We start from the raw sequence: 21940 nt of genomic DNA, 5'->3' as shown, positions 1-21940 counted from the left end.
TTAATTTAAGTAGAGTGAGAATATTAAATTTACGGGGATGGTTAGTTAATGGGGAAAGATGAAGAAAAAATACGCGAAACAGAATGGAAAAGAAATCCGTTAAGTAATTTAGCCGATTCCGTTAACCGTTCAATGGTTGGTGACCCAAGTACAATTGCAAAAAGTGGGTGTCTAACAAAGGTTATTACCTTAGTAATTGTTATTATAGGACTGTTTGTTCTCTCTCGGTGTTCTTATTAAGCTAACGAAGCAGTTTAGCATAATAAGTCGGTAATTTGTATAAAGAGGTGAATTAGAGTGACTGTACATCAAATGGGTTTATATGGTGAATATTTTAAATCAATTAAAGAAGGACGAAAGTCAGTGGAGGTTCGCTTGAACGATGAAAAAAGAAGGAAAATAAAAGTCGGCGATACTATTGAATTTATAAAAGTTCCTGAACAAGATGAAACTCTGCAAGTACAAGTAATTGAACTTAGGAAATATGACACCTTTAAGGAAATGTATGAAGATATACCTTTTAAAGATTTTGATTGTGAAGGTTGGACAATGGAAGAAATGGTAAATGGAACATATGAAATTTATAGTCCAGAACAAGAAAAGGAATGGGGAACATTAGCTATTAAAATTAAATATTAAATATGAAATAAAGGATCTTTAACTAAAGGGTGCGTTGATCCAAGAAGGATTAATGCACTTTTTTGTTGAAGTTAATCAACTAACGATGCAGTTTAGCTGAAGAATCTTTGTTAAATACGGGGGGTGGCCATATGAACAAGAGACAAATTGTTGGTATCATAGTCATTATACTTAGTATAGTTGGCTACTTTTTATATGAACAATCAAAAAAAACTACATACGAAGAAGTCATAGCAAATTTAATTGAGGAAGATGAAAAGGTTGGGCAAATAACAGTTTATAGCCAAATACCACTTGTTACGAAAACTGCTTCAGCAACAATTGATGACACTAAATTGATAGATAGTATTTTAAATGAAAAAATAAAACTAGAAAAGATTAATACACATAAACTCCCTGAAATATTGACGACTTTAGTTATAAAAACAGATAAAGCCTCATATGAAATAGGATTTGATGCAAATAGTATAATGATAGGTTCTGTACGATATGTAACAACTCCAACTATAAATCCAATTAATATGATATTAGTCAATGAAGATTAGATTGGAAAATAATAGAGTTCACGCCATTTATTTGGAATTAAAGATTATATAAAAAAATTGAACGGGAGTGATTGTCACTCTTCTTCAACAAACGGGTGAGAATATAAAAGGAGTGCAGCTACTGATTCTAGCAGGATTAGTGGCTTTTCTTGTTGAAGTAAAGAAGCAGGTTAATTTAATACATTGGAAAGGGATAGGGGTTATAAATAAGGAATAACTTGATACAGCAGATTAAATTAAGGAGAGGTAAATATGAGTAAATCATTCATTGAACAAGTACATTATATTAGAATTCCTGTAAAAGATTTAGAACAGTCTGCACAATGGTATAGAGATGTATTAGGGTTTCAGTTATTAAGCATTACTGATGATCCATTTGCGATTATTAAAGTAAATGAGGGACCTCTTTTACTTATCCTAGTCCCAACTGACGATGACACATTTGCACATTTTACAGTGAATAATGAATCAGCTTTCAGTATCGGCTTTACAAGCCCAGAATTATCTGAATTTCACCAACACCTAATTAATAATCAAGTTAAGGTAGAGGATATACAAGAAGATAATGGTCATGCCTTTTTCCACTTTTATGATCCAAATGGTAATAAACTTCAAGTACACTGGTAGGATTATAAATTTCCTTATTTCATTAACGGGTAGCTTTAGATGAACAATACAACGTTAAGTCTACCATTTTATGGTAGACTTATTTTGTTGTATTTTATCTCATATTACCCTCCACATTGATAAAGTTTATATAAGTTTGCATGTTATTGTTAGATTAAAAGTTACATAAAGTGAGGGAGGAGAGTTATTGAATAGCGAGGAAAATCTACTGGTAAAAGTACATTGCAAAAATGGTAGAGAAAGAATAAGTGTGAAAATGAAAGTGGGTAAATAGATGATTCCTTTAGTATATGACCAAATTAATCATTGGGGCAAAGACGATGATTTCTTTTTAGCATTATTAAAAAAAGTTAAAGTAAAAAAAATAGCTGATTTGGGCTGTGGAACTGGAAGGTTAACTTCTCATTTTGCGAAAGCGGGCTATCATATTACAGCTGTTGATCCGAATAATGAAGCAATTGAATATGCGAAAAATAAGGATTTTCCAGGCGAGGTGACATGGATTGTTGGTGATAGCTCAAATTTACAAACAAATTCGTTTGATGCTGTTATCATGACAGCAAATGTCGCACAAGTATTTCTTACAGATAAAAGTTGGCAACAAGTCATTTCGGACGTTTATCGAGCAGTAAAACCAGGGGGACATTTTATTTTTGATACACGTAACCCCTTAGCAAAAGTGTGGGAACAGTGGGAAAATGATATGACACCTGATCTTGCAATACACCAGGAGACTGGCGAACCACTTGAAATTTGGACAGAATACGAGGGGTTTGTAGAAGATGTTTATACGTTTTATGAAACTGTGAAAAATGCACGAACAGATGAAGTACTCATTCATGAAAAAATGCAATTAAAATTTCGAACAAAAGAAGAAATCCATGAATCACTGCAACGAGTAGGGTTTTCGCAAATCCAAGTTTATGGTGATTGGGAGTTTAAGCATGCAACTGTAGAAGCAAGATCATTTATTTTTCATAGCGTAAAATAAAAATAAGAGGTCTTAAATAGAAAATTATGAGCAAAGGGACTTGAGTGATAACTCAAATCCCTAAACTAGTACATATCAGTTTTGTGATTTACTTTTATAAGGAATGTTTTCTTCAAAAACCTCAAATAAAAGACTGTAATAGTCTTTTGTTTTTTCGTTTGTCTTATTTTTTTTATATTGATAAATTGGAAATGATGCTAAGAATAGAATAGAAACACATAAGAAAAATAAGCACAAAATACCGTTAATCACAAACATTTTTTTCACTCCTCATCATCTTGCTTTTATACAAAATGATTGTAAATGATGAAACGCGTTTCACATCAAGAAAAATATCGTATTTTATGTAAGGGGACACACACTTTGGCAAATATAAAGGATATTGCGAAGAGGGCAGGAGTATCAGTAACAACAGTATCCCGTGTGTTAAATAATCATCCATATGTCAGTGAAGCAAAAAGGGAAGCTGTTTTACGGGCTATTGAGGAAACCAATTACCAACCCAATATTAATGCAGTTCATTTAAGCAAAGGAGAAACTCTACTTATAGGGGTGGTGATTCCTTTTACAAATCACCCTTACTTCGGATTATTAGTTGAAGGAATAGCGAGCGAGGCTGTTACAAACAATTACAAGTTGGTTCTGTTCCAAACGAACTATGAGGTAAATCGAGAGATTGAAGCGTTAAAGATGTTACAACATAAACAAATAGATGCTTTAATCATTTGTTCAAAAAGTTGCAGTTGGGATGTAATTAATGAGTATGTACAATATGGACCGATCGTTCTCTGTGAAGATTCTAGAGGTCAAAATGTATCGTCCACATTTATCGATCATTATAAAAGTTTCTTACTTGCATTAGAATATCTTCATAATAAAGGGCATGAAAAGATTGGCTATTGCATTGGAAGAACATCGGGTACAAATAGTTTACAAAGGGCAATGGCATACAAGGAATATTTGAGAAAAAGAAATAAGCCGTTTGACCCTAATTACATATTTACGAATTGTCTCAAATTTGAGGACGGAGTAAAAGTGGTACAGCAGATAACAAAAATGGACAATCCTCCAACCGCACTGTTAGTTTCTAGTGACATCGTTGCTGCGGGAATACTAACCTACTGTAAGGAAAAGGGTATCGTAATACCGGATGAACTAGCAATCATGGGATTTGATAACCAACCAATTGCGAAAATTATGCACATTACAACACTTGAAATCCCTTTGGTTGAGATTGGTAGAAAATTATTTCATCAAGCAATCAACCGTACAAAAAAATCTCACGAAGAGATCGTAGTCAAGTTAATAGAACGGCAAACCGTATAGCAATAAGGAGTAACATTATCCACGTACTAGTAGGTCTGCAGGACCTTAGAGAAATAACGCAATAAAAGAAAAGCAGGTAGGTAGGTGATAGGAGAGGATTCTACTAAAGAACCCTCCCTCCTTACGATTGGTAGCGTTTATTTCTTATGCTTATATTTGTACTTATACTTGTACTTATATTTGCATTCACATTTACATTTATTTTTTTTGTGATGATGTTTTTTATCCTTTTTGTGCTTATCCTGATCTTTGTGATGATGTTTTTTATCCTTTTTGTGATTATCCTGATCCTTATGATGATGTTTTTTATCTTTCATTGTTGTCACTCCCTTGAAAATATTAGTAATGAACACATATTTACTATATTCAGTATGTTAAAAGGGGATTGTACAATCTAAGTCCATTTTTCTACTATTTATAAAATGAGCAATAGCCTTTGAGGTGGTGTAATGAAGAAGCAACATGATAGTTTACTATAGATAATCGCCCAATGATGTGCTCCTTAGTAAGTTCTTCAACTATAGGGGTGGTTTCTGGAACAATAGAAACGCTTATTCATTATTGGAGCGAAGATAGATAAGGTTCTGAACTTAAGGAGGTTTTGGAAGGGGGAGACAAGTATGAAGAAAATTGAAGTATTTGTTGATGAAGTGTATCAGGGTATAGGTGGTAATGAAAAAGAAATTCAAGAGTTAAAAGAAGAAATGAAAAATCATTTATTAGAGGCAGTCCACGAGTTAAAATCCGAGGGGAAAACAGAGCAAGAAGCCATTGAACTTGCCATTGAACGTTTCGGTGGAGAACAAGAAATGCGATCTATTGTCCGTCATATATTTAATGTACAAAGGATATTTGCTAAACGGGTGCTCCATATAGCATTATCATTTTTTGTCCTAACTTCCGTTATCTGTGTAGTTTTATGGGCGTTGGATGTAGCGGATATGAAGGAGAATGATGCTGTCGCTGAAAAAATAATTGGTGCAGAAAAAACAGTTGGTATTTTAGAAGGTAAAGAAACAGTTTCCAAAGATGCGAAAGAAGAAATTGATGCTTTAGTACAAAATAAAAATCAAATCTTAAATCTTAAAATTTACAAGATGTCTGATGTCGAGAAAGTATCAGAAACAGGCACAATTTCGCATCACTTAGATGAAGCTATACCAGTTTATCGAATCGGAAAATCGCCTTCTGATGAAAAAAATTGGATGTTAATTGATTTAGGGTATATAGACAATGACAATGAATGGTATGTACAAATGGAATCAAAACAACTTATTGCGTTTGCACCTGTTGTTTCATTAATCGGTTTTGCGATTTATGCGACTTTGTTTACTATTTGGGCAACGATCAATGCATATCATCATAAACGACTAAATGTTGGCTGGTTTTTGCTTTTGCTTTCTTAAATATATTCGGTTACTTGGCTTATTTTTTATTTGGGAAAAGGGTGCAATCTAAAACAATTAGTTAATATCTTATTGAAAAACGGAGGAGACAAATTGAAGGAGGATAATATGATAAAAGTATTTAGAGTAATGATAAGTATAAGTTTTGTGATATATTTGTTTGCATTAATAGTTCTATTATTTTTAGGTGTTAGATTAAGATATATCGGGACTGACTTGTCATTGATAGAATATATCAAATCGTCTTCAAACTTAATCCCATTTAAAACAATAACAACATATGTTACAGCGATTTTTGATGGTAGGATGAATATGAATATACCCATTCAAAACCTCTTTGGAAATGCTTTTATGTTTTTACCAATGGGAATCTATCTGCCTTACTTTATAGGTAAAATCAACAAAATAAGTGTATTTTTATTAACAATGGTAATCATGTTATTCGTTATTGAGGTAGTACAATTAATTACAAGAAGAGGAAGTTTTGATGTCGATGACTTCATCCTAAATATGTTTGGGGCTTTGATTGGTTTTTCAATTTGGAAGTTGAAATCTATTCAACAATTAATAAATAGAACTAAAATTCAACCAAATAGTTTGTGAATAATTATACTTAAAGTAACGGGTGCGATAGTGTAAGAACGGATTTGAAAATATTTTGATTTGAAACGAAAAAGGGGAGGAATTAGATGAAAAAGGTTGGACTTATACTTAGTATTGTAATAGTTGTTATTGCTGCGTTCATATTTGTAAATAAATTATACTATCCAGCTCTTCCAATAGAAAACTTATCAGCAAAAGATGCAATTGATAAACTAAAAGAATCGGATAGTAAAATAGCTGAAATTGCAGTAGAAGGCGATTCTATTTGGTATATCACAAGTAGCGAGAATAGAGGTATTTCGATTGCTGACGAAAATATTAAACAAATGGTTGTCTCAAATGGATGGGAATTTAAAGAAAAAGATGGTGCTGGCTTGTTCTTTGAAAAAGATGGAGAAGAACTAATTGCTACTACTCAAATGTGGACTAAAAATTATGTTCTTGTTAAAATTGCAAAGTTTTAATTACTTTTGAGTCTTTTCAACAAACGGGTGCATTAAATTAATTTAATGGAGTAACCAGTTATTAAAACTAGTTGCTCCATTATATTTGTTAGAAATATTTTTGATAAAACTCTTTTCTGAGACGACCACTTAGTTCAGCATATATCCGTGTAGTTTCACTTTTTTCATGTCCCATCAAACTCTGTATCACTTCAATGGGTGCACCATTATTTAGTAAGTGAGTCGCATAACTGTGTCTTAATTGGTGCGGATGGATTACTTTGTTAATACCTGTCCGTTTTGATATTCGTTTAATGATATATCTCATTTGTGCTTTGCTCATTCGATGAGGATCTCTTTCGGTTACGAATACAGCTCCATCATTATCTTCTCGACTTTCTATATATCGTTTAAGCCAAATGTCACAGCGAATATTAAAATATACTTCCCTTTCCTTATCACCCTTCCCCTTAACAATTGCTGAGTGATTAGACCAATTAACGCTATTCATATCGAGTGTTACGATCTCACCAATCCTACATCCTGTTGAAAACATAAACTCAAATAGAGCTTTCTCCATAGGTGTCAAACATGCTTCACGAAGATGTTCGATTTCCCTATCTGTTAAAAATTTTGGGATTCTTTTCCCTAACTTTGGTTCTTTAATCTTGGCTGCTGGATTTTTACTGACATGTCCTTCTTCATGTGTCCAACGAAAGAGTGATTTCATTGAACGAACACGATGTGCTAATGATGAAGGTTTTAATGTTTTACTAGACTTGGAGAGGTAAGCCTTTAATTGGTCTGTTGAAAGTAAATCAATTTCTACATCTCCAAAATGACGAATTAGTAGATTGACCTGAAGTTGATACGCTTTTAAAGTTTGAGGTGAAAATCCCTCTATTCGCTTATCCGATTCATAAGTATCCCATGCTTTTGACAGTAACAAAATATATCTCTCCCTTTTAAAATTCTATTTTAAAAGGAATTATTGACCTGATTCTAGAAATTTAAACGTAAGATCCTATTAAACTCTCAGTGTTTAGTTGAACAAGAAAATGTCATATTGGAGGTTATAAAATGAGATCTAACTTAAAAGGAGTATGTAAAATTTTTAATGAAGAAGAGGGGTGGGGCTGGATTTCAATTGAGGGAGAAGCTGATGCTTGGGTGCACTTCAGTAGTATTCTTATGGATGGGTTTAAATCACTTACAACTGGTGAGGCTGTATTATTTGACCTTGAAGAAAATCCAAATTTAAATGAACAATCACGCAGAGCTGTAAATGTTAAGAAAATTTGTAAATAAGATTAACTAACTTGATCGTTTCTGTGAAATACAGAATGCTTTTTCACTAACGGGCAGGTTAGTTGAATAAGACATTTAAAATTATTGGAGAAAAGAGCAACACAATTCACAGTAGATATTTATAAACCCCATTCTAGAGAAATGGGGTTTTATTTTTTTGGCTCTATAACGAGTCAATATGATACTTTCAATCAAAAATGTGGTGTGCTATCTTGTTTTTTGCTTAAGTCAATTGCGGACTGAAGGATGTTACAAATGGTAGTAACACCTTGTTTTAAGTGTATCTCATTCATAAAAGAATAGCTCAGTCTTAAATGATGATTTTCTTGTTCAGAAGGGTAACAAGCTGACCCAGGTAAAAAAGTAATTTGCTCTTTCTTTGCTTCTAATAAAAGGTGATCAGTATTAATCCAAGAAGGAAGAGTGAGCCAAACGTTTAATCCTCCCTTTGGAATAAACCAAGAAACCTCTTCAGGTGAATGTTTTGATAGAATCTCTAAGACTAGATCACGCCTTATCTTTAGAGCTGTTCTTAATTTTTTTAGATGATCCATCATTCTATTTGAAGTAATAAAACGACTGATAGCTTTTTGTGTTAGTAATGGACTCCCTAAGTCTGCGTTAGCCTTGGCAGCTAATAGACGTTTAAATATTGAACCAGAAGCAGCTAATATTCCAATTCTACATCCTGGAGCTAATATTTTGCTTAAACCTTTCAAGTAAATGACATGACCGTCTTGGTCCAAACTTTTCATCGATGCAGGTGGTTTTCTTTCAAAATAGATTTCACTACATGGATCATCCTCAATCACTAAACACTGCGTACTTTTAGCAATTTCAAGAATTTGTCTGCGGCGTTTTGTGGGCATTACTACACCTGTTGGATTGTGAAACGTAGGTACAGTATAAATAATTTTGGGTTTATATTTATCACACAAATTCTGAAATAAATCTATCCGCATTCCATCACTGTCAACAGGTACCGTAAGGATTGTTGCACCTCTTCCACGAAACACATCAATAGCTCCTGGATAAGTTGGGGCTTCCATGACTACCACATCACCTGGTCCAACAAATGTACGAGCAACAAGGTCTATTCCTTGTTGCGAACCACTTGTAACTAAAATATTGTCTGGGATAGTTGGAACATCCATTCTTTTTAAATACTCATTCATAGCATGTCTAAGCTCTTTATCTCCTTGAATTTCTCCATATTTTGATAGAATTTTTTGATTCTCAGATAGCATTTTATGAATTTCTTGCTCTAAATATCGATTAGGTAGGAGTCCAGGGTCTAACATAGAAGATGAAAGATGAATTTTTTCAGGGACTTGATGAAAACGAGCAAATTGAGACCTAGGTAAATAATCTTGAACGGAAAGTTGCCAATCGTATGAACCGGTTCCTTCTTTCCTTTCTGGTTCTTCATTTTTTGTCTTTCTTATAAAGGTTCCTTTTCCTTGAACAGATGTGATATATCCCTCATGTTCTAGTTTTTGATATGCCTTTACAACAGTAAGTAAACTTACTCCAAGTTGTTTTGAAAGTTCACGCACAGAAGGTAATTGAAAATCTTCTTCTAAGAGTTCTGAACGGATATGATCGAGAATCGAATGGTATATTTGCTTCGTTAATGATATGTCAGCATTACGATTAATTTCAATGTGCATGAGTTTACTCCTTTAAGTGTTATACATGGCTGTTGAGTGTTATACACAAACAGATGTAGAATACCATTAAATTATTAAACACATTATAACACTGGAGGAATTGAGATGAAATATTTTGTAGTTGATGCTTTTGCAGAAAAGGTTTTTGAAGGAAACCCAGCTGGAGTATGTATCATGAATGATTGGATTTCAGATGAACTTATGCAGAAAATAGCCATTGAAAATAACCTGTCGGAAACGGCATTTGCAGTAAAAGAGGGCACACATTATGGACTGAGATGGTTTACACCTGGAGGAGAAATTAACCTTTGTGGGCACGCGACGTTAGCAACAGCATTTATCATTCTTAATTATTATGAGATGCAATTAGATAGCGTTAAGTTCAGCACAATTAGTGGAGAGTTGACCGTAAATAAGCAAGATGATTTATATGAACTGGATTTCCCTTCTGTTCCTTCGGAACAGCTTTCTGTTACTGAGCAAATGATCAGTGCTTTGGGAATCGTACCAAAGGAAACATTTTTGAATAGAGATTTAGTTTTCGTATTAGAGTCCGAGGAAGAAGTCAGAAACGTAAGCCCTGACTTTGCAAAATTAGAAACATTGCCAGAAGGCTTGGGTGTTTGCGTTACGGCGCAAGGAAGCGAATTCGATTTTGTTTCCAGAGCGTTTTTTCCTAAGTTAAAAGTAAACGAAGATCCCGTAACAGGTTCATTACATTGCTGCTTAATTCCGTTTTGGGCAAATAGGCTAGAAAAAAAGGAAATGGTGGCTAGACAATTATCAAGTAGAGGAGGAACGCTTTACTGTAAACATGAGGATACTCGAGTAAAGATGGCTGGTAGAGCAGTTCTATATTCAGTAGCCGAATTAAAAATTGAGATTTACTAACGAAAACATTAACCCTGGATTTTTATCTCTTAAGAATGGAAGGAGATTTGCTTGTATGTCACATTATTATATGTTTATTTTTGTATCCCTTATTATCATTATAACTCCAGGGCCTGACTTTATTTTGATTACTAAAAATGCACTTGCAATTAATAGACATGCAGGTCGTATGACTTCATACGGAGTTGTGACAGGACATATTATTTATGCAACAGCTTCTATCCTGGGGTTCACGGCCGTTATTGCAAAATCTATAGTGCTTTTTGAAGTAATCAAATATACTGGAGGTGTTTACCTTCTTTATCTAGGAATTAAGGCAATCCTATCTAGTATAAAGAATAAGGAAAAAGAAAACATAGAAATTAAATCGACTGTAGGGGCTGAATTACAAGTTGCTCAAAAAAAATCTTCTTATTTCCAAGGATTAGCAAGTACACTTCTAAATCCTAAAGCCATTATGTTTTATATTTCTTTTCTTCCACAGTTTATTGATTTACAAGGAAATATAATTCTGCAGTCAGTGATACTCGCAGGGCTTTTTATAATAACTGTTTTATTGTGGTTTACTTTATATCTTTACATTCTTACTTACATAAGTTCGTGGTTTAAAAAACCTTCTGTAGAAAGAATCTTTGACCGAGTTTCTGGTATTGCACTAATATATTTAGGCATAAAGTTAGCACTTGGAAAAAATTAATTTTAGATTATTGTTTCAATCTTAGATATAGGCAAGGATGATATTGGTACTTTGCACTAACTGGGGACATGAATCTAAATGAAGAATATGTGAATTTTTTCACTTAAACTATAGGGTGCGTTGAACCAAGAAGGATTAATGCACTTTTTGGTGAATTATTTAACTAACGGTGCAGCAGTGTTTAATAATGAATCTATTTTTAATTTAAATTATAAATAGTAAGTCATAATCCTAAATAGGATGTGTTTTAAAAACAAATTATTATGGATTAGGTGGTCTTATGAAAAAAACACCCCCCAAAAAAATACATATTATTGGTTCTGTTGGAAGTGGTAAAACAACATTAGCAAAAGAAATATCTTCAAAGTTAGAAATACCTTATTACGAATTAGATAATATAGTTTGGATAAGGAATAAGTCTGGAGATATAAGAAGAACTGAGCAGGAAAGAGAAGTGTATCTAAGTAGTATAATACAATCTGAAAGTTGGATAATTGAAGGAGTACACAATGAGGATTGGGTTAGCGATTGTTTTCATAGTGCAGATTTGATTATTTTTTTAGATACAAGATATTCCATAAGAACCTACCGAATAATAAAGAGGTTTCTTAAACAAATACTTAGATTAGAGAAGTCAAATTACAAACCATCATTAAAAATATTTTTTAAAATGTTTAAATGGAACCGATATTTTGAAGATGTAGGGAAAGTTAATTTTTTCAACAGATACGACATACATAAAGACAAGATAGAAGTTATTAACAACACAAATGTAATTAAAAAATACTTCAACTAAAGTGACGATGATCCAATAAGGGTTATCGTTTATTTTTTAAGTTATTGAACTAAAGGGGCAGGATAGTTTAATAAAAAATATTTCCAATCAGGGGGGTTATTTGTTATAATTAGTGTAAAATTACACTAAGGTTAGATGTGTTGCCTTGTATTTGCTAAGGGGGCATGGGAATTGAAAAAGGAGCATTATTTTATATGGATGTTAATGATAATTGCAACTATATTAGGCGTATACGGACAATCTTTAGCCTATTTTGTGGATGAACATATGGCTAATACAAATCCTCCGATATATTACTTAACCATCTTTACGGTTATTAGTGTCCTCATATACTTAGTTACCCCTTTATTGGCATATTTGATGATGAAAGTAAAAAAAATTGATAAAGAATTTACTCATATATACATATTTGGTTTTGGAATGATAGGTATATGCGTATCCATATGGTCAGTATTTGTTTGTGCGATGTGGTGGGGCTAAATTATTTTGATACAGAATTGTTTTAACGAACTGGTGTGACTCTTCAAGAAGAAGGTCGTTTATTTCTCACTAAAAGAAAGTTTGTGAAAAATTGTACTTAAAGTAACGGGTGCGATACTTTAACAAAGGGGTATGGCATTTCTTATTGTACTAAAGGAGCAGGTTAGTTGAAGAATGGATAATTTAATACTTAACCAAAGTCTATTCTGGATCAGTGTAGCTGCTTTTGAAAACAAGGTTATGTTTAACTTTTTCCCCTTGACTTGAAATGCATTTCATAAATTAGAGTGAAAGTAAGCTCACTTTCAACTTAAGGAGGAAGAAAGATGAACAGGACAATTAACCTTCAACAAGATGAACATGTACTAACTACCCTTACAGGGTTATTGGAAATCTTTGATGGAACACATAATGTCAGCTTTGGAGAGTTGTATTTAACCAATAAAAGAATATATGTAGTAAGCAATAGACTAATAAATGTGGAAGAATCATCTTTCTGGTTAGTAGGAGAAATGAGGGATATTGAACATTCTACACTTATTGTAGGAGAACACAGGATTGCGGTAAGATGGGCTTACAATGGAAACCTCCTTTACTTTATAAAAGCTTTTCAAAAATTAAATGGAACTGCATAGGTTCCTTGACATCAAGTATATGTGGGAGATAAGTGATGACAAATATTAACGATATTGCACGATTAGCAGGTGTGTCCGTCTCTACTGTTTCTAGAGTCCTTAACAATTATAAGTATGTTGCTAGTGATAAAAGAGAGTCTGTTCTTAAAGTTATTGAAGAAATGAACTATACACCAAATAAAAATGCAATTGATTTAATTCGAGGAGAAACAAGAACAATAGGCGTTATTCTCCCATATAACAACAATCCAGCATTTGATCAAATATTAAACGGTATACTGAACAAGGCATTAGAGAATGATTTTTTGATTACGGTACTTCCTTCAAATTATAGTAAAGAAAAAGAAGTGGAGTATCTGCAAAAATTAAAAAGCAAGCTGTATGATGGCATCATTATCACTTCAAGAGCAAATGATTGGGAAACGATTATTCCATATAGTGATTATGGTTCAATCGTATCTTGTGAATATACGCAGCACAAGGAAATAGGATGTTCCTTTATGGACCGCTATTCTTCTTATTTAGATGCCTTTCAATTATTAAAAAACAAAGGGCATTATGCGGTAGCTTTCACAACAGCTAGGCTGGAAAGCAATAGCACGAGGCAAATGATTGATGCTTACAATGAGATTTTTGGTGAACTTAAATCTGAATATCATATTTCAAGTTGTCACAGCTTAGAAGACGGATATGAAGCAGCGGGACAATTACTGCATTTACTGGAAAGACCAACAGCTATCTATGCGAATGGAGATGAGGTGGCTGGTGGTATGTATTTATATGCTAAGTCGCAACAATTGAAAATCCCTACTGATTTAGCAATCATTGGTCAAGAAAATCAACCAATTGGTATAGCCATGGGTATTTCTACAGTAGACCATCAGTTAACGAGAATCGGTGAACAAGCTTGTAGTTTAGTGATAAAGAAATCTAGAGAAAAAGTAAAAATACCTTATCGTATTGTGGAAAGAGATTCTGTTTAAAGCCATCTTTTGTGTTATTTAACATAGATAAAATTTTTATTTTTGAAACATTAAAAGCCACAAATGTCATTTTCTATATTGTTAGGCTGGCTGAACAATTGGCCACATACTGCGCATTAAGTGACATCTAAATAATATGGTCCTTTCCGCTTGAGGCACTTATGGGTTTATCGGAAAAACGATATAGCGGTGGTAAGAAGATGAAAAATAGGAGGGATTATTTTGGTTACATCTATTATTTTTGATATCGATGGCACAATTTTGGATACAGAGCAAGTTGTACTCAAAGCTTTACAAAAGGTTTTAAAGGAAGAAGTGAAGAAAGAATATGAATTACATGAATTAAGATTTGCCTTAGGAATTCCAGGTAAAGAAACTTTAAAGAAACTAAATGTATCTAATATAGATGTTGTTCAGTCAAAATGCTCTGATGCTGAACTAGATTTTTTACATGAAGTTTCCGTATTCGAAGAAATAGAAGACGTTATTAAAGAATTAACCCTTAATAAAATAAAACTTGGTATTGTTACATCGAAAACTAAAAGAGAATTAAAAGAAGGATTCGAACCATTTGGCTTAAGTAGTTACTTTGAGCAAATAATTTGTGCAAGTGATACTGTTAAGCATAAACCTAATCCTGAACCATTATTAGCTTGTTTGGAAAAATTAAATGTTCCGAATGATAAAGCAATATACATTGGGGATTCTATATACGACATGCAATGTGCAAAAAGTGCTGGCGTAAAATTCGCCCTTGCTTTATGGGGTTCAAAGACAAGAGAAGGTTTTGAAAAAGCTGATTATGTATTAAACAAGCCAATGGATGTACTAAATTTAATCTGATTGAGTTTAAACCTAATAGAAATTCTAAGTTCCTTAAAAAAGTCGGTCCCTAACATACAGAAGAACGACTTTTTTTGTTGAATCTTGTTAAACTAACGGGTGCGTTAATCTAAGAAGGATTAACCACCTTTTTTGTTGAATTCCTTATTGAACAAACGAATCAGTTTAGTGGAAAATAATAAGAGAATTTGGAGAGGGATAAAGTCAGAATGAAAATAAAAATATTATTTTTTCTTTTAGTGTTCGGCATTGGATTTTTATTTTACTTTTTTAATGAATATAAAATTGAAAATGATAAAGAAGCTATCCAATCAAGGTTAAAAGTTTGGCTAAATAGAGGGTATAATATGGAAGTTTATGAACCTAATATACTAAAAGTTGTACAACTTGATGACTCAAAATCATTTGTATCATTATTTCAATTCCATGAAGGATATGGATACGCTCACCTTGTTGAAGGAATAAATGGCAAGTTGAAAATAGTTACGAGTAGTCATGGCGGGAGTTTAATTAATAATCATTTAATAGAAACAAGCGAAGGTAAGTACATAGTTTTGTATGGGAAAAACCCTAATTTGAAAATTAACACTATTTTAATCAATTCAAGAAATAAGATACATGACTTTAAATTGAATATGCCTGATGACGAATCATTACTTATATACGAAAAAGTACCTGACCATTTTGAGAACCCTCTTCCTGATGAATTTATACTATTAGATGGAAACGATAATGAAATTGAATTAGTCCATTACTTCAATTAACGGGTGAAGGATTAACCACCTCTTTTGTTGAATTCCTTATTTAACTAACGAAAAAGCAACAGTAATGAGTGGTAAAAATGTAAGAAAGTCCCTAGACCAAATTTTTAAAAAAACAAATGTCCAAGGACTTCTAAATTTTAATTTTAATAGAGAAATTCAAATAGAATCAACAATATGAGGCAATTTACCAAAAATTACAACAAGCAGTACGTAAAAAATCTTAAATGAGCAATTCGAAACAATTCTGAAGCAGTAACACTTTCATTATGAAAACGAACGAAGCAGGATAATTGAATAAAGTAGATTGAAAGGAAAGTAATTCACAAAAAAAAGGAGGTATAAAAGGTGGACTTATTACTTTGGATAACTATTGGTTTCATAATAATTGGATTTGTTGTACTCATATCTATGAAAAAAGCAATGGAAACTAAACTCGTTTTTATTAAAGCTAATTTGGAGGATAAGGAAAGTTCAACAAAAGCAAAATCCATAATTTGGAGGATAGTGAGTTGCACAGCTTGGGGAATAGTGAGTATGATTCTTATTGTTTGGTGGTTTCATACTCACTTTGGATAATGGTAGGTTTCAAGTGTACGTAACAAACAGGTGAGTTGAACCAAGAAGGATTACGCACCTTTTTGTTGAAGTAATTAAACTAACGGTACAGGTTAGTTATTAAATTACAGAAGGAATTGAACGTATGACAATTATAAATTGGAACAGTCTAGGGAATTGTATATGATAGTTTCCAAATTTTTGAAACTTGGAATGGGAGGACATCCAGATACATATTGCTTTTTGAAAATTCTATAATTTGATATGATGAACTTAATACGTAAAGTAGATAGAAGGATACAGAGGGAGTGCGTAAATATATGGAATACATAACACTTAATAATGGGTTAAAAATGCCAATAGTAGGTACGGGTACAAATACGTATGGAAAAGAAAATAACGAGTATAACGGTGAGTTAACAAATGAAATTCCTGAACTTGTTTCAGCACTTGAGTTAGGGTACCGATCAATAGACGGAGCTATTATGTATCGAAACGAAGAACTTGTCGGAAGAGTGTTAGCAGAAAGCAATGTGCCTCGAGAAGAGTTATTCATTACGACAAAGGTTCCAGCTAATGAAGAATATATTTCTTCAAAGGAAGCTACTCGAGCAGCAATTGATAACAGTCTAAGAAACTTCCAAACAGACTATCTCGATCTGCTTCTTATTCACTTCCCGATTGAAGACAAAGGGCAACTTAAAAATACGTGGGAAGTCTTTGAAGAATATTACGAAGCTGGCAAGTTAAAAGCAATTGGAGTTTCAAACTTTGGAAAACATCATCTAGATGAATTGAAAGAATTCGCTAAAGTGAAGCCGGCTGTTAATCAAATACAAATTAACTTAAAAGAACCTAATCGCGAGCTCCTAACTGTATTAAAAGACGAGGGCATTACACCTGTAGCGTGGGGTCCGATGAAAGCCGAAGCCCATCAAAAAGAAGTGTTGGATGAAATCGGTAAAGCCTATAACAAATCTGGAGCACAAGTCTTATTAAGATACCAAATACAACGCGGTGTGATCGTTATTCCGAAATCACACAACAGAGAAAATCAAGCAGCTAATCTAGATCTTTTTGATTTCGTATTAACTGCAGAAGATATTGAAAAAATTGAAAGTTTATAATTAGCTAGTCCTTCATCCTAGTGATATGAATTATATCGCTAGGATTTTGATTTTTCTCAAAACAATGAGATTGGAGAAGTAACGCTTTTTCTTGAACTAACGAAGCTGAGTAGTTCAAGAAGGAATTCGTCTCTTTATTACAAAACAAAGTATTTATAATGAAAACTGGACGAGGTGGTTTTGATTGGTAGGCGAATTAGAATTGGTACTAGATGCAAAAGCGACCCTAGGAGAAGGGCCGTGTTGGGATAGCAGAAAACAATTATTGTATTGGGTAGATGTTTTAGAAAAAAAGATAAATATTTTTAATCCAGTAACAAATCTAAACCGTGAAATTCAGCTGGATCAATATGTTGGAGCCATTGTTCCGAGGAATTTAGACGAAGCGGTGGTGGTATTGGAAAACGGTTTTTATTTTTTACATTATTCTACGGAAGAAGTTACCCTTATAGATGAACCAGAGAGTCATATGAAAAATAATCGATTCAATGATGGGAAATGCGATGCTTATGGACGTTTTTGGGCAGGTACAATGGATAAATCCTATGTAGAAGGGCAAGGTGCTCTTTATTGCTTAGATAAAGATCGTAACGTACATAAAAAGGTAACGAATGTTGGATTATCAAATGGGATAGCCTGGTCCCCAGATAATAAGTTTATGTATTACATCGATACGCTAACTAAAAAAGTTTGTTGTTTTCATTTTACTATTGAGACGGGGGAAATTGGTAATCCGATTGATATTATCAACTTCCCAGAGGATGAAGGACTCCCTGATGGAATGACAATAGATGAAGAAGGAATGTTGTGGATTGCGCATTGGGGTGGCTCAAAAGTATCTAGATGGAATCCTAAAACAGGAAAACAAGTAGGCTCTGTAGAAGTGCCAGCATTGAATGTAACATCGTGTGTATTCGGAGGAAAAGATTTAACAGAATTGTATATAACAACAGCAAGGTCGGATTTAAGTGAAGAACAGCTTACTAAGTACCCTTATTCAGGAGGGCTTTTCCGAATTGAAATGGATATAAAAGGAAGTCCCTCTTATTCATTTAGAGGGTAGAACTAAAGGAAGATGAAGAAAACCTATTAAGCAACAAGTGAATAGGTAAACATATGGATCCCTTCTTCATTCTTTTCCTACCGGTATACATTTAAGGCTTGTATGAGTTTGTTGAAGAAGGGCTTATTGGAAAAGAAGAACAAATGTAGACCATCCATTTTCCCAACAAAGGAAGAACCCTACGGTTTAAATTAAACAGAGAAGTATTCCTGGAATTAATGCAATGACTCTGAAAAAATGCACGTAAAGTAACGGGTAGCTATAGTTGAACAACAAAATAAATTCACCATTTTATGGTAGATTTATTTTGTTGTATTTTTATCTCACAGTACGCTCCACACTGATAAAGTTAATTTCATTTTGCATGTTATTGTTAGATTAACAGTTACATAAATTTACAGATAAAAGTACATTACATAATTAAAAGAGAGATAATAAGTGTGATAGTGAAAGTGGGTAATAATTAATTCCTTTAGTATATGAAGATTGTTGTTAGTAATAGTTTTTTAAGTTCTCCAACTGTTAAAATATGGCATTATATTATCAGAGAGTAAAAAATCTTATAAAAAGGGGAACGAAAAATGTGGGAGACTCTTCCTATTTGGTTTTGGAATTTATATTACTTGTTTCTATTAACAACATTAGGAACTGCTATATATAGTCTTGTGAAGAATAAAAATAAGATATTGTCCATATTGTCCATTTTAGCCATTGTGTTAGTTGTATTTATTCCAATAGTAAGTATTGTAAACAGCATAGGCAGAGCACCTGGCATTGATGAATATGAACACTTAGTTAGTCAATTGCAACAAGGTGCTACTTGGTCCATTTTCACAATTATAGGTTATTTATTTTTATTAGTATGGTGGGTAATATTCCTGTTCAACATCAAGTCTATAATCAAAGTCACTATCTCAAATTAAACGATATAGACTGTACACTGGAGCGACCAAGTTATTACCTATAGCTTATTTGGTGGGGTAAGTCGATTAAAGCCGACATTCGCCAGTACAATTCGTGATAATTTAATATAAATAATCGAGCAATGATAGGTTGTTTTAGACAGTCCATTTTTAGTGCATGTAAGAGATAACAGTGAAGTATTGTATGTAAGCGAAAGGGTAGTTTTCATTTTATAGATCCAGTTGCCAAATGGAGTTTAACTTGAGAAGGCTAAATACTCTCTAAAGGCTCCCTTACAAGCTCCATCTAAATAAGAATTCTATTAAGTTATGAAACTTTTAGTCCGGAAACGCGCAGATTCACTATGGGAGCTGATAATATGGAACGAATAATTGAGAAATATTGTAGAGAAGGGATAACAATTGAATATTCTTTAATCGGTAAGGGGGAGCCTATTTTAATTTTCCACGGTGGACACTCAAATTGCAACGAAGAATTTGGATATAAATCACTACTAGATCATGGTTACTCGATAATTACACCTTCAAGAGCAGGGTATGGAAGTACATCTAAAGAAGTAGGGGAAAGTTTAACAAAGGCATGTGAGCATTATAAACACTTACTAGAACATCTACAAGTAGATCAAGTCCATATTATAGCAATTTCAGCGGGCGGTCCAACTGGAATACGTTTTGCATCTATGTTTCCAGAAAAAGTAAAGAGTCTTATTTTAGAAAGTGCAGTCTCAAAGGAATGGTTGACAAACAAAGACCTAGAGTATAAAGCAGCTCATATTATTTTTCAGCCTTTTATTGAAGGGGTTACATGGAGGCTGCTTAGTGGACTTAGCCATCTATTTCCAAATGCTATGTTTAAAATGATGGCTCCACAGTTTAGTTCTCTAAGCAACAAAGACATCCAACTGAAATCTGAAGGTAGCGATGTGGCAGAATTTACAAAGATGAATGCACGACAACGTTCTGGTCATGGGTTCCTTATTGATCTTAAGCAATCGAAAGATATAAAGGAACAAGATTATAAATCTATCGAAAGTCCAACTCTGATTATTCACAGTGAATATGACGGTTTTATTTCACTTGAACACCCACAGACGGCTCATGAAAAAATAGCTAAATCAGAGTTATATATAGTTGATGCGTGGGGACATTTAATTTGGATTGGAAAATCAGTAGAAAAAACGAACCAAAAACTGATTTCATTTCTTAAGTCCCAACGTATTATCGCGATTTAGTTACAGCTGCCAAATGGCCGCTACGTTTACTTTTTTCTGTTTTTTACATAGGTGTGAATAATTGTTTGTAGACTTTAGGGTAGCGTTGTTCCGAGAGGACTACGCACCCTTTTGTTGAAGTTAGTAAGCTATTCAAATAGTTAAATAAAAATAGATACGAGAATATGGTAAGATAGGATAAATTTTATTCTAAAAGGGGTTCTGTAAATATGAAACTAAAAATGTTAGATTCAACTTTTTCCGTTGTGAAATTTCCTCCAACTGAATCAATACCCTTGTGGGCATTACAATCTGATGTATTTTCTATAACTCGTACTGAAGAAGAACTATCTATTGTATGCCATTCTGAATGCTTACCTAAGAATGAAGTATTTAAACATATGGAAGATGATTGGAAGTGCATTAAAGTTGAGGGGATACTAGACTTTAGCCTAACAGGTATATTATCTTCATTAGCGAGTACATTAGCCGAAAATAAAATTAGTATCTTTGCAATATCAACCTTTAATACGGATTACTTACTCATTAAAAGTCATTCAATTGAAAAGGCAAAAGTCGTATTAGAAAATGAAGGTCACACTTTTAGTAATAGTTAAAAAACTGGCTGAACTAACAAGTGCGATGAAACAAGTAAGTGAAAGATGGAGTTTAGGTAAATAAAAGTACTTTTCGTGGGGGATATAAGGAGGAATATGAAAAATAAAATTATTTTACTCTTGTTATCTTTTATTTTTGTTTCAGGATGCACGAATAATCATTCAGAATCTTTTAAAGAAGAAAAAGAACGATTAACGAATGAGAATTTAGAACTGAAGAGGGTTATCTCTGAAAAAAATGTGGAGATAAAACTTCTAAAAGAAAATAATGTAAGTGAAACTACTAAGTTGTCAGAACTAGAAAAGAGCTTGGAGATGATAAGGTGGTCCTCAAATGCCAGATTACATGATTATAAAGACACCTTTGATAATTTAACGAATATTTATAAGCTGCATTCTGAGCATATCGTTAAAGATGATTGGTATGTCATCAGTGACGATCATTTTCAAATCGAATTATTACATTATGAAAATGCCAAGAAAGTAGATTTCTATACGTTTAAATTAGAGTCAGATGAAGGTCCGAACTTAGTATTTTCGGATACTGACTTTACAGATGGATGGAAATATACAAATGAAACGATTGATACCATCATAAATAAGCAAAAGGGTCCTGATTCTCAAGGGATTTCATATGAGCCATATTTTTTAATGTATACAGAAGTGACGTTGAAGGATGGGAGTGTCATAAAGACATCAAGTCTACCAATTTATAACAAGTAATGTGGAATATTACAACATTTTTTTTTCATGCACCATCAAATTAGTTGAAATATCGAAAGCGAATTATAGAACCT

The 21940-nt window shown here is 33.1% G+C and carries 27 protein-coding genes; 25 read left to right on the top strand and 2 right to left on the bottom strand.

What is annotated here, in order from left to right:
- The first annotated feature begins 48 nt into the window (after positions 1-48).
- The 9 genes from ACWNMY_RS00655 to ACWNMY_RS00615 all read left to right on the top strand — a co-directional run bounded on the left by ACWNMY_RS00655 (position 49) and on the right by ACWNMY_RS00615 (position 6601).
- On the top strand, positions 49-240 hold the full coding sequence (locus tag ACWNMY_RS00655; protein ID WP_449536362.1) for a DUF6366 family protein: 192 nt from the start codon (positions 49-51) through the stop codon (positions 238-240).
- Positions 241-297: 57 nt separating this feature from the next.
- Positions 298-639, top strand: coding sequence for an ASCH domain-containing protein (locus tag ACWNMY_RS00650; RefSeq protein ID WP_449536361.1), 342 nt, complete (start codon positions 298-300; stop codon positions 637-639).
- A 131-nt stretch (positions 640-770) separates the two neighbouring features.
- Entirely contained in the window at positions 771-1184 is a 414-nt protein-coding gene (locus tag ACWNMY_RS00645) for a hypothetical protein (protein ID WP_449536360.1), read from the top strand.
- Positions 1185-1436: 252 nt separating this feature from the next.
- Entirely contained in the window at positions 1437-1811 is a 375-nt protein-coding gene (locus tag ACWNMY_RS00640; protein ID WP_449536359.1) for a VOC family protein, read from the top strand.
- Between the two features lie 274 nt (positions 1812-2085).
- Positions 2086-2802, top strand: a complete 717-nt coding sequence (locus tag ACWNMY_RS00635) for a class I SAM-dependent methyltransferase (protein WP_449536358.1) — start codon at positions 2086-2088, stop codon at positions 2800-2802.
- Positions 2803-3165: 363 nt separating this feature from the next.
- Positions 3166-4128, top strand: coding sequence for a LacI family DNA-binding transcriptional regulator (locus ACWNMY_RS00630; protein ID WP_449536357.1), 963 nt, complete (start codon positions 3166-3168; stop codon positions 4126-4128).
- Positions 4129-4748: 620 nt separating this feature from the next.
- On the top strand, positions 4749-5534 hold the full coding sequence (locus ACWNMY_RS00625; protein WP_449536356.1) for a permease prefix domain 1-containing protein: 786 nt from the start codon (positions 4749-4751) through the stop codon (positions 5532-5534).
- A gap of 108 nt (positions 5535-5642) precedes the next feature.
- A complete protein-coding gene (locus ACWNMY_RS00620; RefSeq protein ID WP_449536355.1) occupies positions 5643-6137 on the top strand; it encodes a VanZ family protein in 495 nt (164 codons plus the stop codon).
- A gap of 86 nt (positions 6138-6223) precedes the next feature.
- On the top strand, positions 6224-6601 hold the full coding sequence (locus ACWNMY_RS00615; RefSeq protein WP_449536354.1) for a hypothetical protein: 378 nt from the start codon (positions 6224-6226) through the stop codon (positions 6599-6601).
- 88 nt (positions 6602-6689) lie between these two features.
- On the opposite strand, the gene ACWNMY_RS00610 is transcribed toward ACWNMY_RS00615, so the two are convergent.
- The gene (locus ACWNMY_RS00610; protein ID WP_449536353.1) at positions 6690-7529 is read right to left on the bottom strand and encodes a tyrosine-type recombinase/integrase; all 840 of its coding nucleotides are present in this window, start codon (positions 7527-7529) and stop codon (positions 6690-6692) included.
- Positions 7530-7660: 131 nt separating this feature from the next.
- On the opposite strand from ACWNMY_RS00610, the gene ACWNMY_RS00605 reads away from it, so the two are divergent.
- Positions 7661-7888: a cold shock domain-containing protein gene (locus ACWNMY_RS00605; protein WP_449536352.1), complete on the top strand. Its 228-nt coding sequence runs from the start codon at positions 7661-7663 to the stop codon at positions 7886-7888.
- Positions 7889-8079: 191 nt separating this feature from the next.
- Here ACWNMY_RS00605 and pdxR read toward each other — a convergent pair whose 3' ends face one another.
- Positions 8080-9558 (bottom strand): MocR-like pyridoxine biosynthesis transcription factor PdxR, encoded by a 1479-nt coding sequence (gene pdxR / locus ACWNMY_RS00600; protein WP_449536351.1) that lies wholly within the window; start codon positions 9556-9558, stop codon positions 8080-8082.
- Positions 9559-9663: 105 nt separating this feature from the next.
- Here pdxR and ACWNMY_RS00595 point away from each other — a divergent pair, with 105 nt between their 5' ends.
- The 15 genes from ACWNMY_RS00595 (at position 9664) to ACWNMY_RS00525 (ending at position 21866) form a co-directional block, all read left to right on the top strand.
- Entirely contained in the window at positions 9664-10449 is a 786-nt protein-coding gene (locus ACWNMY_RS00595; RefSeq protein WP_449536350.1) for a PhzF family phenazine biosynthesis protein, read from the top strand.
- Between the two features lie 55 nt (positions 10450-10504).
- Positions 10505-11146 carry a LysE family translocator gene (locus tag ACWNMY_RS00590; protein WP_449536349.1) on the top strand — a complete coding sequence of 214 codons (642 nt, stop codon included), beginning with the start codon at positions 10505-10507 and terminating at the stop codon, positions 11144-11146.
- A 280-nt stretch (positions 11147-11426) separates the two neighbouring features.
- A complete protein-coding gene (locus ACWNMY_RS00585) occupies positions 11427-11942 on the top strand; it encodes an AAA family ATPase (RefSeq protein WP_449536348.1) in 516 nt (171 codons plus the stop codon).
- Between the two features lie 171 nt (positions 11943-12113).
- Entirely contained in the window at positions 12114-12422 is a 309-nt protein-coding gene (locus tag ACWNMY_RS00580) for a hypothetical protein (RefSeq protein ID WP_449536347.1), read from the top strand.
- Between the two features lie 326 nt (positions 12423-12748).
- On the top strand, positions 12749-13057 hold the full coding sequence (locus ACWNMY_RS00575; RefSeq protein ID WP_449536346.1) for a hypothetical protein: 309 nt from the start codon (positions 12749-12751) through the stop codon (positions 13055-13057).
- Between the two features lie 35 nt (positions 13058-13092).
- Entirely contained in the window at positions 13093-14040 is a 948-nt protein-coding gene (locus ACWNMY_RS00570) for a LacI family DNA-binding transcriptional regulator (RefSeq protein WP_449536345.1), read from the top strand.
- A gap of 222 nt (positions 14041-14262) precedes the next feature.
- Positions 14263-14883 carry an HAD family hydrolase gene (locus ACWNMY_RS00565; protein ID WP_449536344.1) on the top strand — a complete coding sequence of 207 codons (621 nt, stop codon included), beginning with the start codon at positions 14263-14265 and terminating at the stop codon, positions 14881-14883.
- Between the two features lie 209 nt (positions 14884-15092).
- Complete coding sequence (locus tag ACWNMY_RS00560) at positions 15093-15647, top strand: hypothetical protein (protein WP_449536343.1); 555 nt, start codon at positions 15093-15095, stop codon at positions 15645-15647.
- A gap of 345 nt (positions 15648-15992) precedes the next feature.
- Entirely contained in the window at positions 15993-16223 is a 231-nt protein-coding gene (locus tag ACWNMY_RS00555) for a hypothetical protein (protein ID WP_449536342.1), read from the top strand.
- A gap of 299 nt (positions 16224-16522) precedes the next feature.
- Complete coding sequence (locus ACWNMY_RS00550; protein ID WP_449536341.1) at positions 16523-17329, top strand: aldo/keto reductase; 807 nt, start codon at positions 16523-16525, stop codon at positions 17327-17329.
- A gap of 184 nt (positions 17330-17513) precedes the next feature.
- Positions 17514-18392 (top strand): SMP-30/gluconolactonase/LRE family protein, encoded by an 879-nt coding sequence (locus tag ACWNMY_RS00545; RefSeq protein WP_449536340.1) that lies wholly within the window; start codon positions 17514-17516, stop codon positions 18390-18392.
- A 581-nt stretch (positions 18393-18973) separates the two neighbouring features.
- Positions 18974-19315, top strand: coding sequence for a hypothetical protein (locus ACWNMY_RS00540; protein ID WP_449536339.1), 342 nt, complete (start codon positions 18974-18976; stop codon positions 19313-19315).
- Between the two features lie 359 nt (positions 19316-19674).
- A complete protein-coding gene (locus tag ACWNMY_RS00535; RefSeq protein WP_449536338.1) occupies positions 19675-20547 on the top strand; it encodes an alpha/beta fold hydrolase in 873 nt (290 codons plus the stop codon).
- A 209-nt stretch (positions 20548-20756) separates the two neighbouring features.
- Positions 20757-21143: an ACT domain-containing protein gene (locus ACWNMY_RS00530; protein ID WP_449536337.1), complete on the top strand. Its 387-nt coding sequence runs from the start codon at positions 20757-20759 to the stop codon at positions 21141-21143.
- A gap of 96 nt (positions 21144-21239) precedes the next feature.
- Entirely contained in the window at positions 21240-21866 is a 627-nt protein-coding gene (locus tag ACWNMY_RS00525; protein ID WP_449536336.1) for a hypothetical protein, read from the top strand.
- The last annotated feature ends 74 nt before the right edge of the window (positions 21867-21940 follow it).

The organism is Ferdinandcohnia sp. Marseille-Q9671 (assembly GCF_976954385.1).
Note: the sequence above shows the minus strand (reverse complement) of the source record. Positions and strands in the feature narration are given on the sequence as shown.